The sequence below is a fragment of the Streptomyces liliifuscus genome (assembly GCF_016598615.1).
Lineage (GTDB): Bacteria > Actinomycetota > Actinomycetes > Streptomycetales > Streptomycetaceae > Streptomyces > Streptomyces liliifuscus.
Genome location: NZ_CP066831.1, coordinates 1,533,633 through 1,549,871 on the forward strand (window position 1 = coordinate 1,533,633; position 16,239 = coordinate 1,549,871).

Consider the following 16,239-nt stretch of genomic DNA (forward strand, 5'->3'; position numbering starts at 1 on the left):
TTTGCTCACAACTGCCCGCCAACAAACAGATTCTGACAGTGCGACACGCATGACCGTCAACCCTCCGGTAAGCGCTTCCTGCCCCTGGTGTCACATCGGCCTGAACTCCACGGTGGCGGAGGGGCTCGGCAGGGTGCAGGTGCACGAGCCCGTGTGCCATGTGCGGAAGACCCCGACGCACTAGGCTGGAACACAAGTGACGCGCTTGTTCACTGTGAGTGTGCGCAATGGAGTGGCGGCGATGAGGAGCCACAACGAATCCTCGGACGACAGCCCGGGGTACCCGTTCGACGAGACCGCCACGGCGCGGGCCGTCATCGACCGCGACGGCATCCTCGTCGAGTGGAACGAAGGCGCCCGGCGCCTGCTCGGCCATGCACCGGCCGAGGTCGTGGGTCTGCCCGCCGCGAACCTGCTGGCCACGGACACCGGAGCCCCGCTCCCCCCGTCGGCCGACCACCGCTGGAACGAGACACTCGCGCTGCGCCACCGGGACGGCCGGACCCTGAACGTATGGGTGCTCGCGCACCGGCGCAGACCCGAGCTCGGCGACCGCAGCGACTGGCTCGTCGTGACCCCGCTGGAGAACGGCAAGCCGCCGACCGAGGCCGATTCCCTCTCCGCCATGTTCCTGGAGCAGTCACCCTGCGCCACCGCGCTCTTCGACGAGCGACTGCGGCTTCGGCGGGTCAACGCGGTGATGGCCGAGTCGATAGGCCTACCGGAGGAACGTATCCGCGGGCTGCGCATCCCCGAGATCGGCGGCAGACCGCAGAACGACGAGCTCGAGGCCGCCATGCTCCAGGTGCTCCTGACCGGGCGGCGCCAGGACGTACAGACCCTGGGCACCGGCAACTCGGACGGCGCACTGGCCTGGCTCGCGCGGATGGCGCCGCTGAGCGACGCCGAGGGCCGGGTGGTCGGCGTCTGTCTGTCCGCCCACGACTTCACCGACCACTACCTCGCCCGGGAGCGCCTCCAGATCGTGAACGAGGCGAGCATCCGCATCGGCTCCACCCTCGATGTCACCCGTACGGCCCAGGAGCTGGCCGATGTCTGTGTGCCCGCGCTCGCCGACTTCGTCAGCATCGACCTCGTGGACCCGCCGGAACACGACGGCGAGCCGTACACCGGGCCCGTCTCCGCTCCCGTGAGCCTGCGCCGCGCCGCCCACCGGTCGGTGAACCCCGGCAATCCGGAGGCCGTGGTCAAGCTGGGCCAGATCGACGTCTACCCCTCCCCCTCACCGCAGGCCGACTCCCTGGTGGCGGGCCGGCCCATCGTGGCCACCGATCCCATGACCACGCTGGCGGACTGGCTCGCCTGGGATCCGGCGCGCGGCGAGCGTGTCAGGGAGCTCGGCATCCACACCACGATGTCCGTTCCGATCCAGGCCCGCGGTGCGACGCTGGGCGTCGCCGTCTTCACCCGGTTCCGGCGCCCCGACCCCTTCACGGCCGACGACGTCCTGCTGGCCGAGGAGGTCACCGCCAGGGCGGCCGTCTGCATCGACAACGCCAGGCGCTTCTCCCGGGAGCGCGAGACCGCCATCGCCCTGCAGCGCAGTCTGCTGCCACAAACGCTCCCGAGGACGGCCGCCGTCGAGGCGGCCTCGCGCTATCTGCCCGCGGCCCGGGCCGGGGTCGGCGGCGACTGGTTCGACGTGATCCCGCTGTCGGGGATGCGCGTCGCCATGGTCGTCGGTGACGTCGTCGGCCAGGGCGTGCAGGCCTCCGCCACGATGGGGCGGCTGCGGACCGCCGTGCGCACGCTCGCCGACATCGACCTGGCACCGGACGAGCTGCTGACCCATCTCGACGACCTGGTCGTGCGGCTCTCCTCGGAAGCCGGCGTAGAGGGAACCACCGGCGAGGTGGGGGCCACCTGTCTGTACGCCGTGTACGACCCGGTCACCCGCGTCTGCACACTCGCCCGGGCGGGCCACCCGCCACCGCTGATGCTCCGGCCCAACGGCTCGCCCGAGGAGATCGACGTACCGCCGGGACCTCCGCTGGGCCTGGGCGGGCTGCCGTTCGAGCCGGTCGAGCTCCGGCTGCCCGAGGGCACTGTGCTCGCCCTCTACACCGACGGTCTGATCGAAAGCCGCGACCGTGACGTGGACGAGAGTCGCGCGGTGCTCAGCCGGGCACTGGCCCGCGGCGCGGGCTCCCTGGACGAGACCTGCCACGACATCCTCCAGTCGCTGCTCCCGCCGACCGGAGCGTCCGACGACGTGGCCCTGCTGCTCGCCCGGACGAAGGGTCTGCCGACCTCCCAGGTGGCGACCTGGGACATCCCGGCGGACCCCGCCCTCGTCGCCCCGATCCGCAAGCAGGTCGTCCAGCAGTTGGAGACCTGGGACCTGAGCGAGGAGGGCTTCACGACCGAACTGGTCGTGAGCGAACTCGTCACCAACGCCATCCGGTACGGGGAACGCCCCATCCGGCTGCGGCTGATCCACGACGACGCCACTCTGATCATGGAGGTGTCGGACTCCAGCCACACCGCGCCGCATCTGCGTCGCGCCAAGGTCTTCGACGAGGGCGGTCGCGGTCTGCTCCTGGTCGCCCAGCTCACCCAGCGCTGGGGCAGCCGCCACACCCCCGAGGGCAAGACGATCTGGGCGGAGCTGGCACTCGGCGAGGAGTGACGCACCGGAAGCCTCAAGAGTCCGGACAGACCTGACGGACCGTCAACTCACCGGCCGCCGCCGTACCCGCCTCCTCCGTAGCCACCGCCTCCGTAACCGCCCCCGCCATACCCGCCGCCGTAACCGCCGCTGTAGCCGTCTCCTCCATAGCCACCGCCGTAACCGCCGCCTCCGTAACCGCCGCCATAGCCTCCGCCGGACGCGCCGTCGTACCAGCAGTAGTAGCCGTAGCAGACCCAGCTCGGAGCGGGGGCGGGCGTCGGGGGCGGAGGCGGTGGGGGCGTCTGGGAGGGCGCGGGCTTCGGGGGCGGCGGGGGCGGTGTGCGGGTGGGCTCAGGGCTCGCCCTGCGCGTCGGCTTGGCCGTGTCGCTGTTCGTGTACGACGTGATCCACTCCATCTGGAGCGAGTCGACCGAGGTGTCGATCTCCCAGCGCTGGGCCTCGCCTTCACTTCGGGTCTTGAGGACCAGGCCCGTCTCCTCGTCCCCCGAGACGGGTGCCAGAGCGAGCTTCGGGCGCCCCAGGGGCACCAGGTTTCCCTCCAGGGTGAGGTCGTAGCGGACGGACACCTGATCCTTGTCGCCGTCGCACGGACCCAGCCTGACGGAGGAAGGGAGCCGGGAGTCGAGGCACAGGTCCTTGTCTGCCAGGCTGCGCAGCAGACCGTCACTCTCGTACGCCCACTGCTGCCGCTCCGAGGAACTGCACGTGGCGACGACGGCCTCCACACCCGCGACGGCCTTGCCGTCGGCGATCCCGACGCAGTCGCCGCTCGCGACATTGCGGAGCCGCCCGCTCAAGGTGCCGGTCTCCGTGCCGCCGGTACCGACCCTGGTCGGCCTGGCGTCGGGTTCCTCCGACGCCGTCCCGGCGTCCGAGGAGGAGGGCCGCCCCGCGTTGTCCCCGCCGGACCACATGGCCAGTGGCACGAGTACGCAGGCGCTCACGGCGAGGATGGCCAGGGCGACGTTGCGTCGGCGCGGGGAGCGCCTGCCGGGCTCACCCGGGCGGGTGTCCGCGTGCGGCGGAAGCCGTACGGCGTGGCGCGGACCCGCGCTGTGGAGGGCGGCGCCCGGCCGACGGCCGGTCTCCCGGTGGGAGTCGGCACCCGGGGTGTTGGCCGTGCTCGCGTGACCGCTCACAGTCGGGTGAGACCCGGTTCCCGACCCCGGATCGGCACTCGGACCGGCGCCCGGACCGAAAGCCTGACCGGCAGCCGGGTGGGCGCCTGCTCCCGGGTGAGGGGCGAGATCCGGGCGGGGGCCGGCGCCGGAGGGATCAGGAGCCTGCCGAGGGCTGGGCCCCCAGACGGAATCGGTGTCCGCGTAGAAGTCGGCCTCGGAGGAACGTCCGGTGCCCGGCTGGGGGACGGAACCCGGCACGGGCCCGGACCCGGTGCCAGTGGCCGTGCCCGGCTGTGATCCCGCAGCCTCCGGGTAGGACCCCACCCCCGGGTGCGGGTCCATGCCCGGAGCCACCGACACCACGGGACCCGCCTGCGTCTCCTCCGCCCGGACCCGGCGTCCCGGCCTGGAGTGGAGATACTGCTGGGCCGCCCATCCGAGCACCCCCTCGGCCAGGAGGCCGGCGAGACGGCCGCCCGACTGGTCCAGCTGGCCGGCCGAGGACTGGCAGTGCGGGCAGTCGGCCATGTGCTCCTGCAGATCGGGGCAGATCCTGCCGCCGGGCCGGAGCGAGACGTCGAGCAGCCTGCTGTAGCGGCGGCACTCCTCGTCGGGGGCGAGTTCGCGATGGTTCTCCAGGCAGTTCTGGCGAAGCAGTTCCCGGGCCCGGTCCAGCGCGACGGAAACGTCCTCGACGGAGATTCCGAGCAGGCGGGCCGGTACCGCGAGATCCTCGGCCTCCACCTCCGCATGCCAGAGAACGCAGCGGGCGGACTCCGGCAGCCGATGGAACGCGCGGGACACGAGCCGCCTGTTCTCCGGCGGCAGAAGCCGGTCGACGGCCCGCGCCTTGTCGTTCGGGTCGGACCGCAACTCGGGACGGAGCAGCTCCCGGCGTTTGTCCGCGTCCCATTCGCCCGCTATTCGGCGCACGGTCACCAGCAGTTGCGGTCGCCATGCGGCCTTCGGCCCGGTGCGCCGCACCGACTCGCCGAAGAGCCGGGTGAATGCGGCGGTGGTGAGCATTCCGGCGTACTGCGCACCGTTCGTGCACAGTCGCGCGTACGAGAAGACCGGCACCCAGTGCCGGGAGAGCAGTTCCCCGGAGGGATACTGGGCGGGTGTCTTGCCCGAGCCCCTCTTCAGGTCCGCCGTGAGCCGTTCGTCCGTCGCATCGAACAGGCTTCCGGTTGTAGGGGAATTCGACGGGGTCGCGTCGCTCACGTGCACTTTCCTCCAAAGCCCCCGCAGAAATAGTCCATACCAAGGGGTACGGAATTTTTCCTGCACGCTGACGGGTGCACCTTTGCACAACGCACCACCCCGGAACAAGAGAACGCTCCCAATCCCCCATTCCCAGCCAGGTCTTTGGTGGAGACAAAGTGTCAACAGAAGCCCGAAGCAATGCGATTCGGAATGGCACACTCTCAAGTTACTCGAAGTAAGTACCGATTTGGCATCGGTGAAGAAGAGAGCTGCGGCCAGTAATTCGTTGGAATATGCAACCCAAGAACGCAAGGAAGGAGCTTGACGGCGGAGTCCTCGACCCACCCCCGTTCGCCTCCGCAACAGGCCGTCTGATTCGATTCAACGAAACCGACAATCACTCCCGAAGGACGAACCCTGAGTTCCACACTCGCCACAGCCCTTTCCGCCGTTCTCCTCGTGGCGGTACTGGCCTGTGCCGTGATCCGCCCCTTCGGCCTCCCGGAGGCCACCGTGGCGGTGCCCGCCGCCGGTTTGGTGATCGCGGCCGGCGCGATCACGCTCGACCACGCACGCGCCGAGGCCGAGTTGCTCGGGCCCGTCGTGGGCTTTCTGGCCGCGGTGCTCGTGCTCGCCAAACTCTGCGACGACGAGGGGCTCTTCCATGCCTGCGGCGCCTGGCTCGCCCGTACGTCCAAGGGGCGGCCGCAACGGCTGCTGGCCGCCAACTTCGTTCTCGCCTCGGTGATCACGGCCGTGCTGAGCCTGGACGCCACCGTCGTCCTGCTCACTCCGGTGGTGTTCGCGACCGTGGCCCGGCTCGGCGCCCGCCCGAAGCCCCATGTGTACGCCACCGCCCATCTGTCGAACACGGCCTCGCTGCTGCTGCCGGTCTCCAACCTCACCAATCTGCTGGCGTTCACGGCCAGCGGGCTGAGCTTCACCCGGTTCGCCGTGCTGATGGGGCCCGCGTGGGTCGTCGCCATCGCCGCCGAGTACCTGGTCTTCCGGCGCTTCTTCGCAGCCGACCTCAAGGGCGACGCCCCGGAGCCGGCCACCGTCGAGCCCGTCGAGCTGCCCGTGTTCGCGCTGGTCACGGTCGCCTGTACGCTCGCGGGCTTCGCCGTGGCGTCCGCGCTCGGCATCGAACCGGCCTGGGCGGCGCTGGCCGGAGCACTCGTCCTGGCCGGCCGGGCGCTGATCCGCGGGCACACCACACCGCTCGCCGTCGTGCGCGCCACCTCACCGGCCTTCCTCGCCTTCGTCCTGGCCCTCGGGATCGTGGTGCGTGCCGTGGTCGACAACGGCCTCGCGGACGTGCTCGGCCATCTGGTCCCCGACTCGTCGAGCCTGTTGGCGCTGCTCGGCATCGCGGCCCTCGCCGCCGTCCTGGCGAACCTCATCAACAACCTGCCCGCGGTCCTGGTGCTGCTGCCCCTGGCGGCCGTCGCGGGCCCCGGCCCGGTCCTCGCCGTGCTGCTCGGGGTGAACATCGGCCCCAACCTCACCTACGCCGGATCGCTGGCCACGCTGCTGTGGCGGCGCATCGTGCATCAGCACGAACACGACGTCGATCTCGGCGAGTTCACGCGGCTCGGCCTCATCACCGTGCCCGCCACGCTGATCCCGGCCGTCGTGGCCCTCTGGCTCTCACTGCGCGTGTTCGGAAGCTGAGGCGCGCACGTCCCGGTCCACCTCTACCGGGCCACCTCGACCGTGTGGGCCGTCGCGGCCCGGCCAGGTCTGCGCGGAGCATTGACGCTGTGACATGGTCATGCAATGCTCCGTTTTGGGAGCGCTCCCACTGTCCTGTCGTCCCCGTGAGACGGCATCCGTGGACCCAGTCCAGGCACCGGGAGGCGCTCCATGCTCACGTTCCCGCACGTGCACCGCCGCCCCACAAGACGCCGTACGAGAAAACGCACGACGGCCGCCCTGCTGACGGCGGCCCTGCTCTCCGGGGGCATGGCCCTCGCACCCGGCGCGACCGGGCTGTCGTCCGCCGCGTCACCGTCGGCCGCACCGCCGACCGTCGCGGACCCGGCCGCCACCGCGACGACGCCCGTGCGCGTCAACCAGGCGGGCTACCTGCCGGACGGCCCCAAGCGCGCCACGGTGGTCACCTCGGCCACCCAGCCGCTGACCTGGCAGTTGCGCAACGCGTCGGGCGCCGTGGCCGCCTCCGGCCGAACCGTCGTACACGGCACGGACACGGCCTCCGGCGAGGCCACCCACACCGCGGACTTCTCCAAGTACCGGAAGGCGGGCTCGGGGTTCGTCCTGGTGGTCGACGGACAGAACAGCGCGCCGTTCGACATCCGCGCGGACCTCTACGACAGCCTGCGCTCGGACGCGATGGCGTTCTTCTACCACCAGCGCAGCGGCACGCCGATTGAGGCCTCGCTGGTGGGTCCCGCCTACGCGCGGCCCGCCGGGCACCTCGGGGTCGCACCGAACCAGGGCGACACGAACGTGCCCTGTCAGCCGGGCGTTTGCGACTACACCCAGGATGTGCGGGGCGGCTGGTACGACGCGGGCGACCACGGCAAGTACGTCGTCAACGGCGGGATCTCCGCCTGGACGCTGGTCGACTCCTTCGCGCGGGCCGAGCGGGCGGGCAACGCGTCCGCGCTCGGCGACTCGACCCTGCGGATCCCCGAGCGCGGCAACGGCGTCCCTGACGTGCTGGACGAGGCCCGCTGGGAGCTCGACTTCCTGATGCGGATGCAGGTGCCGAGCGGCAAACCGTACGCAGGTATGGCCTTCCACAAGATCCACGACGCGGCCTGGACGGGCATCCCGACCCGCCCCGAACTCGACGCCCAGCCACGCGAGTTGCACCGCCCGTCCACCGCGGCCACGCTCAACCTCGCCGCCACGGCGGCCCAGTGCGCGCGGGTCTTCAAGCCGTACGACTCCACGTACGCGAAGCGGTGTCTGAGCGTGGCCCGCACGGCGTGGACCGCGGCGAAGGCCAACCCCGCGCTGTACGCCCCGGAGTCGGACAGCACGGGCGGCGGCCCCTACAACGACACCCAGGTCACCGACGACTTCTACTGGGCGGCGACCGAGCTGTACGCGGCGACCGGGGAGCGTGCCTACCGGGACGCGGTCACCTCCTCGCCCTGGCACACCTCGTCCGGCGCGCTCACGCCGACCGGCTTCAACTGGGCCGACACCGCGGCGCTCGGCCGGCTGACCCTGGCGACCGTGCCGAACGGGCTGCCCGCCTCGGACATCAGGCGGGTGCGCGCGTCGGTGACGGCCGCGGCCGACGGACACCTCGCCATGATGGCGGGCCAGGGCTACGCCGTGCCAATCCCCGCGAACGGGTACGTGTGGGGCTCCAACAGCCAGGTCACCAACAACGCGATGGTCATGGCCACGGCCTACGCGCTGACCGGTCAACAGCGGTACCGCGCCGGGGTGTTGGAGTCGATGGACTACCTGCTGGGCCGCAACACCCTCGACCTCTCCTACGTCACCGGTTACGGCGACACGTACGCCCGCAACCAGCACCACCGGTTCTGGGCGAACCAGTACGACGCCTCGCTGCCGAACCCGCCGGCGGGCTCCCTCGCGGGCGGCCCCAACAGCGGTCTGCAGGACCCGGTGGCACAGGAGCACCTGGCCGGCTGCTCCCCCGCGGCCTGCTACATCGACGACATCGGCTCGTACTCCACCAACGAGGTGACGGTCAACTGGAACGCCCCGCTGGCCTGGCTGGCGGCCTTCGCCGCCGAGCGCTGCCCGCCGCGCGACTAGTTCACGACGGTCGTCAGCGTCGGAGTCCGGCCCGGTACGCGCCGGGCGGGGCTCCGTAGCGTTGCCGGAAGACCCGGTTGAAGTGGAACGGGCTGCTGAAGCCGGAGGCCGCGGCGACCCGTTCCACCGGCAGGTCGGTGGCTTCCAGCAGTCGCGCGGCGTGCAGCAGCCGGGCGGCCAGCAGCGCCCGCATCGGGGACCGGCCGAGCTGCTGGGTGAAGAGGTGCGCGAAGCGGGACGCCGAGAGCGAGACCCCCGCCGCCAGCGACTCCACGGTGTGCGGAGCTCCTGGGTCGGCCGCGATGAGCGCCTCGGCCTGCCGGATCCGCACGTCGAGGCCGGACCGGTCGGGTTCCCCGTGTGCCGTGGCGGTGGCGAGCAGGACGACGGACTCCAGGGAGCAGAGAGTGAGCTCGCGGGCGGCGGTCCCGTGGGCCACGGCGACCCTGCCGTCCTCGGCCGCTCCCTCGGACTCCTCCTCGGACTCACCCTGGGGCTCTTCCCTGGGCTCTGTCTCCGGCTCTCCCTCGGGTGGAGCCCCTGCCCCCGTCCACCGGGCGTCGGTGAGCATGCGCCGGAACGCCGACTCCAGCCGGCCGCGCACGCCGTCCGGGACGGGTGTGACGGCGTACAGCCGGTCCCCGAGCGCGTACGGCCGCAGCCAGTCCGTCCAGGTCGGCCGTGCCTGGCAGTGCACCCACCAGAACGCCCAGTGCCTCGCGCCCGGTGCGACGGCGTAGTGGTGGGGCAGGTCCGGGCCGAGGACGACGAGGTCCCCCGCGCCCGCCCCCGTCTCCGCGGCGCCCTGGGTCAGCCGGCCCTCACCACCCGTGGTCCAGACGAAGAGCCAGCTGTCGGCGCCGCCCGGCCGGCTGATGCTGTAGCCGGGGCGCTGGTCGAAGCGGCCGACCGTCACCAGGCCGGGCGGCGGGGACGGGGCAGCAGGCTCGGGCAACTGGTCAGCACTCACAGGCATCCTCCCGGAAGGCGCTTCTGCCTAGCGTGGGGCATGCAGGACACCGACGCGAAGGGACGGTCGCATGACAGTCACGGACAGGGGCGCGAAAACGGACGCGGGCGGGGACACGAGCGGGAATGTCGTGCGGCGCTTCGAGGAGGACGGCTTCACCGTGGCGCGCGGGCTGTTCGCCCCGGCCGAGATCGACGAACTCTGCGCCGAGTTCGCCGCACTGCACGCCCGCGGACCGGTCCCCGGGCACTTCGAGCCCCGCGCGACCGGGACGACGGGCCCGGCGGACCCGCTGCACGCGTACCCCCGGGTCATGAACCCGCACCGCATCAACGACCTGGCGCTGCGCCACCTGCTCGAACCCCGGCTGCGGGACATCCTCCAACTGCTGCTGGGCGAGGAGGTGTTGGCGGCGCAGAGCATGTTCTACTTCAAGCCGCCGGGCGCCCGCGGCCAGGCCCTGCACCAGGACAACTTCTATCTGCGGGTGGAGCCGGGCACCTGTGTGGCCGCCTGGGTCGCCTGCGATGTGATCGACCGGGAGAACGGCGGCCTCGAAGTGGTCCCGGGCACCCACCGCATGGACGTGTTCTGCCCCGAAGAGGCCGACGAGGGGCTGTCGTTCGCCCGCGAGTACGTCCCGCCGCCGCCCGGGCTGGCCCCCGTTCCGGTCGACATGGAACCCGGTGACGTCCTGTTCTTCAACGGCAGCCTGGTGCACGGCTCCCAGCCCAACCACAGCGCCGACCGCTTCCGCCGCTCGTACATCGGCCACTACGTCGGCCGCTCCACCGAGCGCATCGGCCGCTTCTACCCCACCCTGACGATGAGCGGACAGCCCGTCCCCCTGCGGGAGAGCGAGGGCGCGGGCCCGTGCGGCACGGAGTTCGAACCGGCGGGCCCGCACTGAGCCCGTTGGACTCCCACCGCGTCAGGAACGCAGCAACTCCGCCGCGCCCAGGTCGAGTACGCCGTCGTGCCAGGTCAGCCCGCGCAGATCCCGTACGACGACGGGGGCGTCGGTGTCCAGACCGCGCGGCCCGACGCCGATGACGTACGCCCCTGCCGCTGCCCCCGCCGTGGCACCGGCCGCGCTGTCCTCCAGGACGACCGTGCGTGCCAGGTCCGTGCCCAGCTTCCCGGCGGCCGCGAGATAGCCGTCGGGGGCGGGTTTGCCGTGGGTGACGTCGTCCGCGGTGATGAGCACGGGCGGCAGGGGCAGGCCCGCGGCGGCGATACGGGCCCGGGCGAGCGCGTTCACTCCGGAGGTCACCACGGCCCAGCTGCCCTGCGGCAGGCTCGTCAGCAGATCGAGGGCGCCGGGCAGCGCGGTCGTGGTGGCCGCCGCCTCGATCTCCAGGCGGTCGATCTCGGCGAGGGCGGCGGGCCGTTCCCCGGGGTCGGGCACGAGCAGTGCGACGGTGTCGGCGGAGCGCCTGCCGTGCACCATCGCGGTGACCCGGTCGGGGGAGAGACCGCGGGCGCGGGCCCACTTGCTCCACGCCTGGTCGACACCGAGGTCGGAGTCGACCAGCACGCCGTCGTTGTCGAACAGCAGGCCCTCGCAGGGGATGTTCACTGAAATGCACCTCACAGGGGGCGGTTCCGGGCACGTCGGGCGACGTGCTGCCGCGGCCGGGGGTCCGCGGGGCGTCTCCCGGGAAAGCACAGCACGGCCGAACCCTTCAGGTGACGGGTCGGTTGCGGTAGCGGCCGACGAGTTCGCGCGCCGCGGTCTGCATCCGGGCGGGCGGCAGCCCGTCGGCCAGCAGGGTCAGGTCGTCGACGACCATGTCGCCGATGGTCAGGAAGGCCTCCGGGATGCCGCCCGCGCGATGGGCGGAGAGGACCAGGCCCTCCAGTCCGCGGGACGGGTCGTCGGCGGCGACGGGTTCGTCGGGCCAGACGTCGATGCCCGCGAGCAGCCTGCCCTCGGCGACCCGCGCGAGCAGCGCGGGGAAGTCCACGACGGGCGCTCTGCTGACCAGCACGAGCCGGGCGCCGTCGGGCAGCAGGCCGAGTTCCCGCTCGCCGAGGAGATGACGGCTGTCGTCCGTGACGGTCGCGAGGACGAAGACGAACCGGCTGTGGGACAGGGTCTCGTCGAGGCCGGCCGGGACGAGTCCCTGCTCGCGCAGGACGGCGGCCGGCAGCCAGGGGTCGTAGACGCGGAGGGTGGGGCGGAAGGGCGCCAGGAGCGGGTGGAGGCTGCGGCCGAGGTTCCCGAATCCGATCAGGCCGACGTCCGCGCCGCGCAGCAGTACGGCGTCGGTGTTGCCGTCGGACACGTAGCGTTCGCGTCCGGCGCGGAAGGCGCGGTCCTCGCGGCTGATGCCGCGCGCGAGGTCGAGCGCGAGCCCGAGGGCGTACTCGGCGACGGCCTGGGCGTAGGCCGGTCCGCAGCCGAGGACGTGGATGCCGCGCCGGAAGCACACGTCGTAGTCGACGTTCGGGAAGAAGTTGCCCTCGACGTTGAGCAGGGCCCTCAACTCGCCCGCCCGGGCGAGACGTTCGGCCGGCAGATCGGGCTGGCCGACGACGGCGAACGCGTCGGGCAGTGCCTTGTCGAAGGCTTCCTCGGTGTCCGGCTCCACGACTGCGAAGCGATCGTGCAACCGGGTCAGTGCATCCGGGGTGAAGATGCGTTCCTTGGGGTGCGGGTCGGCTTGCAGGATGACGAGCGGCTTGTGCGGGGTGCTCACGGCTCTCCTTGCATCCGTCACGGTTCTCGTACAGGCACTGGCGTCGGCCTCACGAAACGGTAGCCCGGCGCTGCCGGCACGGCACCATGGCCGAGCGCCCGTCTCCCGTGATCAGTGCCCCGGACAGCTACCACTCATGGGGTGGGGCCTCACGGTCGGTCGTCGGAGAGCCCCGCCGCGAATCCCAGGATCGCGTCGGCGACCGGGCGCGGGTTCTCCAGCAGCATCGCGTGCGTGCCGTCGATGTCGGCGACGGTCACCTCGGCACGGCTGTGGGCCAGTTCGGCGAGGTCCCGGGCGAGTCCCTTCGCGTAGGCCGCCATCAGTTCGTCGAACCGGTCGAGGCCCGGGACGGACGGGACCGGCCGCAGCGCGCGGCCGAGCAGCAGGGGCCGGTCCATGCGGCGGACGAGCTCGAAGGGGTCGAGCGAGTCGATCTCGGCCAGCATCTCCAGGGCGTGCTCACGCCCGGGCCGCAACTCCAGCTGCCCGTCGGAGCGTTCGTGGACGGAGCGCCGGACGCCCGCCTCCAGCAGCTCGTACGGGATGCCCAGTTGCGCGGACATCGCCCTCTGCTGGGCGAGCAGGTCCTTGAGCCCGCCCGGGGGAACCAACTGGCCCGCCACCGTCGCGGCCAACTCCCTTACCTGGGCGAGCCGTTCCTCGACGTACGCCGGATCGAGGCCGACGTACTGACCGGGCCGGCCCCATCCGTATCCGTCCAGGTTCACCGCGCCCGGAGTGACCCCCGGGTGGTCCAGGGCGTACCGGACGGCGAGCATCCCGCCGAGCGAGTGGCCGACGGGGAGCGCCCCGGGGATGCCGTGCGTGTCCAGGACCGCCTCGATGTCGGCGAGCACCTCGGGGATGCTCCACGTGCCGTCCGGCGAGTACCCGTGGCCCCGCAGGTCCACGGCCAGCACGCGGTGGTGGCGGGCGAGAAGCGGGGCGACGGCGGCCCAGTCCGCGAGAGTACGGCCGGCGCCGTGCAGCAGCAGGAGCGGGGTGCCCTTGCCGCCGTGGTCTTGGACGGCGAGGGTGACGTGTTCTCGGATCATGATCAAACACTAGAACGTCCGCTCGGGTGGGCGTTCCTGTGGGGTGACAGGCCTTGTCGTCTCCGGGTGCGGGTGGGTGGGGGCTGATCGCGCAGTTCCCCGCGCCCCTAGGAAACGGGTGGCTCAGAGACGCTGTCGGCTGACGGCCGTCGTGGGTTGCTCGCGTCCCTGACGGGGCGGGGTGCTGTACCCGACCAACCGGCCTCAACCCCCACCCACCCAGGGGCGCGGGGAACTGCGCGACCAGCCCCCACCGGACCCGCACCCGACAACACACCGGCCCCGGCGGAGCCACCCCACAAACCTGCGCGGACTTGACGCGCAGAAATTCGCACGGTTTGATCCAGGACGTGCCCAGGCCCCCGGCCCGGCACGCAGAGGTACGCCCAGCCGGTATCGGACAAGGTTCTCAGTCCGGCCAAAGTCGCCAGGACCGTCACGGGGTCCGAGGCGGGGACGTACTCGCGATTGATGGAGCGGACATGCCCGTCAAGCGTGGCGCCCGCGTGGAAGTGCTCAGGGCGGTCGCTGCCCTGATCGTCCTCGCCGCACTGGCTTCCTGTACGTCGGATCCGGACGACAAGGGTCCGGCCGAGTCGACGAGGCCGAGCCCGAAGGCCGTTCGGCTGCCCCCCGTGCACGCCGGTTTCGACTACCAGATCGGCGGCGCCTATCCGCCGCCCGCCGGCGTCCGTATCGTCGCCCGCGACCGCAAGGCCGAACCCGCGCGCGGCCTCTACAACATCTGTTACGTCAACGCGTTCCAGGCCCAGCCGGACGAACGGGACGACTGGCCCGCCGACCTGCTGCTGCGGGACAAGAAGGGCAAGGTCGTCGTCGACGGCGACTGGGACGAGGCCCTGCTCGACATCGGCACGCCCGCCAAGCGCGAACGCGTCGCGGACCGGGTCGACGAGTGGATCGACGGCTGCGCGGACAAGGACTACGACGCCGTCGAGCCGGACAACTTCGACAGCTTCACCCGCTCCCGCGGGCTGCTCAGCGCGGCCGACGCCACCGCCTTCATCAGGCTGCTCTCGGACCACGCGCACTCCCGGGGCCTGGCCATCGGGCAGAAGAACACCGTGGAGCTGGCCGGTCAACGAGGCCGTACGGGGCTCGACTTCGCGGTGGCGGAGGAGTGCGGCGAGTACGACGAGTGCGGTGAGTACGCGGAGGCGTTCGACGACCGGGTCGTCGTGATCGAGTACACCGACAACGGTTTCAGGAAGGCCCGGTCGGGCTTCGGTGACCGGCTGAGCATCGTGCGCCGGGATGTGCTGGTGTCGACGCCGGACAGCGCCGACTACGTCCGCAAGACCCGCTGACGGAGGCTCCCGATGACTCGGACCCGAGGTGTGTTGTGCCCTGTTGAGCGCCGCGGCCTGCTCAAAGGAGCCGCCGCTGTCGCCGCCGCGCCGCTGCTGGGCGCCTGTTCGCAAGGCGCGTCCGACGGTGTGGGTGCCGACGGGAAAGTGACCGTGGAGCTGTGGCACGGCCAGGTCGACATCGCCAAGGACGCGATACAGACGCTGGTCACGGAGTTCAACCGGACGCATCCGAGGATCCGGGTGGACGCCGGTGGCGGCGGGGTCGTCTCCGACGCGATGCTGCAGAAGGTGACGGCCGCGCTGGCCGCCGGCTCGTACCCGGACATCGCCTACATCTTCGGCTCCGACCTCGCCAGCATCGCCCGCAGCCCCCGGGTCGTCGATCTGACCGACGCGATGCGCGGCGGCCCCACGGCCTGGAACAGCTTCTGGGCGCCGGTGCGCGAGGCGGTCACCGTCAACGGCAAGGTGCGGGCCGCTCCCGCGCTTCTCGACTCGCTGGCCGTCGTCTACAACAGGAAGCTGTTCCGGCAGGCCGGTGTCCCCTTCCCCGAAGCGGGCTGGACCTGGGACGAATTCACCGACACGGCAAGGAAGTTGACCGACTCCGGCCGGGGCGTCTTCGGAACGGGCTGGCCCGGCACGGGCGACGAGGACACGGTCTGGCGGCTGTGGCCGATGATCTGGGACCTGGGCGGTGACGTCGTCGCAGCCGACGGCAGGAGCATCGGCTTCGCCGGCCAGGGCGTCCGGGCGCTCGACACCCTGCGGCGACTCGTCGAGGACAAGAGCGTGTACGTCGATCCGAAGCCCGGCGGCGAGCAGATGTACCAGGTGTTCCTGGGCGGCCGGATGGCGATGGTGGCGACCGGGCCCTGGCAGCTGCCGGACATCCTGGACGCCGAGGTGGACTACGACGTCGTACCGCTGCCGTCCTACAGCGGGCGGCCGGTGACGATCTCGGGCCCCGACACCTGGACCGTCTTCGACAATGGCTCCGCGCGCTCGCGGGCAGCCGTGGAGTTCGTCCAGTGGATGATGCGGCCGGAGCAGGACGCCCGGTGGGACATCCGGGCCGGGAGCCTGCCCCTCGGTTCCGCCACGGAACGGCAGCCGCAGTGGCGGAAGCACTCCCAACAGACCACGGGGCTCAGGGTGTTCACCGACGCGCTGGACTCCGCCCGGGTCCGGCCCGTCCATGCCGCGTATCCGCAGATCTCCCAGGCGCTCGGCGAGGCGATCGTCTCCGTCCTGCTCGGCAGGGACTCCCCCACCGACGCGCTGCGCCGGTGCGCCGACAAGGCCGACGCGGCACTGCTCATTCCGCGCTGACCCCGCACGGATCCAAGCCCCGCACGGATCCAAGCCCCGCACGGATCCAGGCTCCTCACGGATCCCTCGCTCGACCTGTGCTGATCCCGCGCTGTACCAAG

The 16,239-nt window shown here is 71.6% G+C and carries 11 protein-coding genes; 6 read left to right on the plus strand and 5 right to left on the minus strand.

Going from position 1 to position 16,239, the window contains the following annotated elements; genetic code table 11:
- Positions 1-241 precede the first annotated feature (241 nt).
- Entirely contained in the window at positions 242-2,650 is a 2,409-nt protein-coding gene (locus tag JEQ17_RS06615; RefSeq protein ID WP_200394326.1) for a SpoIIE family protein phosphatase, read from the plus strand.
- 47 nt (positions 2,651-2,697) lie between these two features.
- Here the strand turns inward: JEQ17_RS06615 and JEQ17_RS06620 are convergent, their stop codons facing one another.
- On the minus strand, positions 2,698-4,998 hold the full coding sequence (locus tag JEQ17_RS06620; protein ID WP_234048105.1) for a ricin-type beta-trefoil lectin domain protein: 2,301 nt from the start codon (positions 4,996-4,998) through the stop codon (positions 2,698-2,700).
- A gap of 399 nt (positions 4,999-5,397) precedes the next feature.
- On the opposite strand from JEQ17_RS06620, the gene JEQ17_RS06625 reads away from it, so the two are divergent.
- Together JEQ17_RS06625 and JEQ17_RS06630 are read left to right on the plus strand one after the other, a co-directional pair.
- Positions 5,398-6,654 (plus strand): SLC13 family permease, encoded by a 1,257-nt coding sequence (locus tag JEQ17_RS06625; protein WP_200401344.1) that lies wholly within the window; start codon positions 5,398-5,400, stop codon positions 6,652-6,654.
- Positions 6,655-6,846: 192 nt separating this feature from the next.
- Positions 6,847-8,745, plus strand: coding sequence for a glycoside hydrolase family 9 protein (locus JEQ17_RS06630; RefSeq protein ID WP_200394327.1), 1,899 nt, complete (start codon positions 6,847-6,849; stop codon positions 8,743-8,745).
- A gap of 13 nt (positions 8,746-8,758) precedes the next feature.
- On the opposite strand, the gene JEQ17_RS06635 is transcribed toward JEQ17_RS06630, so the two are convergent.
- Complete coding sequence (locus JEQ17_RS06635) at positions 8,759-9,721, minus strand: helix-turn-helix domain-containing protein (RefSeq protein ID WP_200394328.1); 963 nt, start codon at positions 9,719-9,721, stop codon at positions 8,759-8,761.
- Positions 9,722-9,785: 64 nt separating this feature from the next.
- Here JEQ17_RS06635 and JEQ17_RS06640 point away from each other — a divergent pair, with 64 nt between their 5' ends.
- On the plus strand, positions 9,786-10,625 hold the full coding sequence (locus JEQ17_RS06640) for a phytanoyl-CoA dioxygenase family protein (RefSeq protein ID WP_200394329.1): 840 nt from the start codon (positions 9,786-9,788) through the stop codon (positions 10,623-10,625).
- 21 nt (positions 10,626-10,646) lie between these two features.
- Here JEQ17_RS06640 and JEQ17_RS06645 read toward each other — a convergent pair whose 3' ends face one another.
- The 3 genes from JEQ17_RS06645 to JEQ17_RS06655 all read right to left on the minus strand — a co-directional run bounded on the left by JEQ17_RS06645 (position 10,647) and on the right by JEQ17_RS06655 (position 13,475).
- On the minus strand, positions 10,647-11,294 hold the full coding sequence (locus JEQ17_RS06645) for an HAD-IA family hydrolase (protein ID WP_200394330.1): 648 nt from the start codon (positions 11,292-11,294) through the stop codon (positions 10,647-10,649).
- A 106-nt stretch (positions 11,295-11,400) separates the two neighbouring features.
- Positions 11,401-12,417, minus strand: coding sequence for an NAD(P)-dependent oxidoreductase (locus JEQ17_RS06650; protein WP_200394331.1), 1,017 nt, complete (start codon positions 12,415-12,417; stop codon positions 11,401-11,403).
- A 149-nt stretch (positions 12,418-12,566) separates the two neighbouring features.
- Positions 12,567-13,475: an alpha/beta fold hydrolase gene (locus JEQ17_RS06655; RefSeq protein WP_200394332.1), complete on the minus strand. Its 909-nt coding sequence runs from the start codon at positions 13,473-13,475 to the stop codon at positions 12,567-12,569.
- Between the two features lie 482 nt (positions 13,476-13,957).
- On the opposite strand from JEQ17_RS06655, the gene JEQ17_RS06660 reads away from it, so the two are divergent.
- Positions 13,958-14,803, plus strand: a complete 846-nt coding sequence (locus JEQ17_RS06660) for an endo alpha-1,4 polygalactosaminidase (RefSeq protein ID WP_200394333.1) — start codon at positions 13,958-13,960, stop codon at positions 14,801-14,803.
- A gap of 12 nt (positions 14,804-14,815) precedes the next feature.
- Complete coding sequence (locus JEQ17_RS06665) at positions 14,816-16,138, plus strand: ABC transporter substrate-binding protein (protein ID WP_200394334.1); 1,323 nt, start codon at positions 14,816-14,818, stop codon at positions 16,136-16,138.
- Positions 16,139-16,239 lie beyond the last annotated feature (101 nt).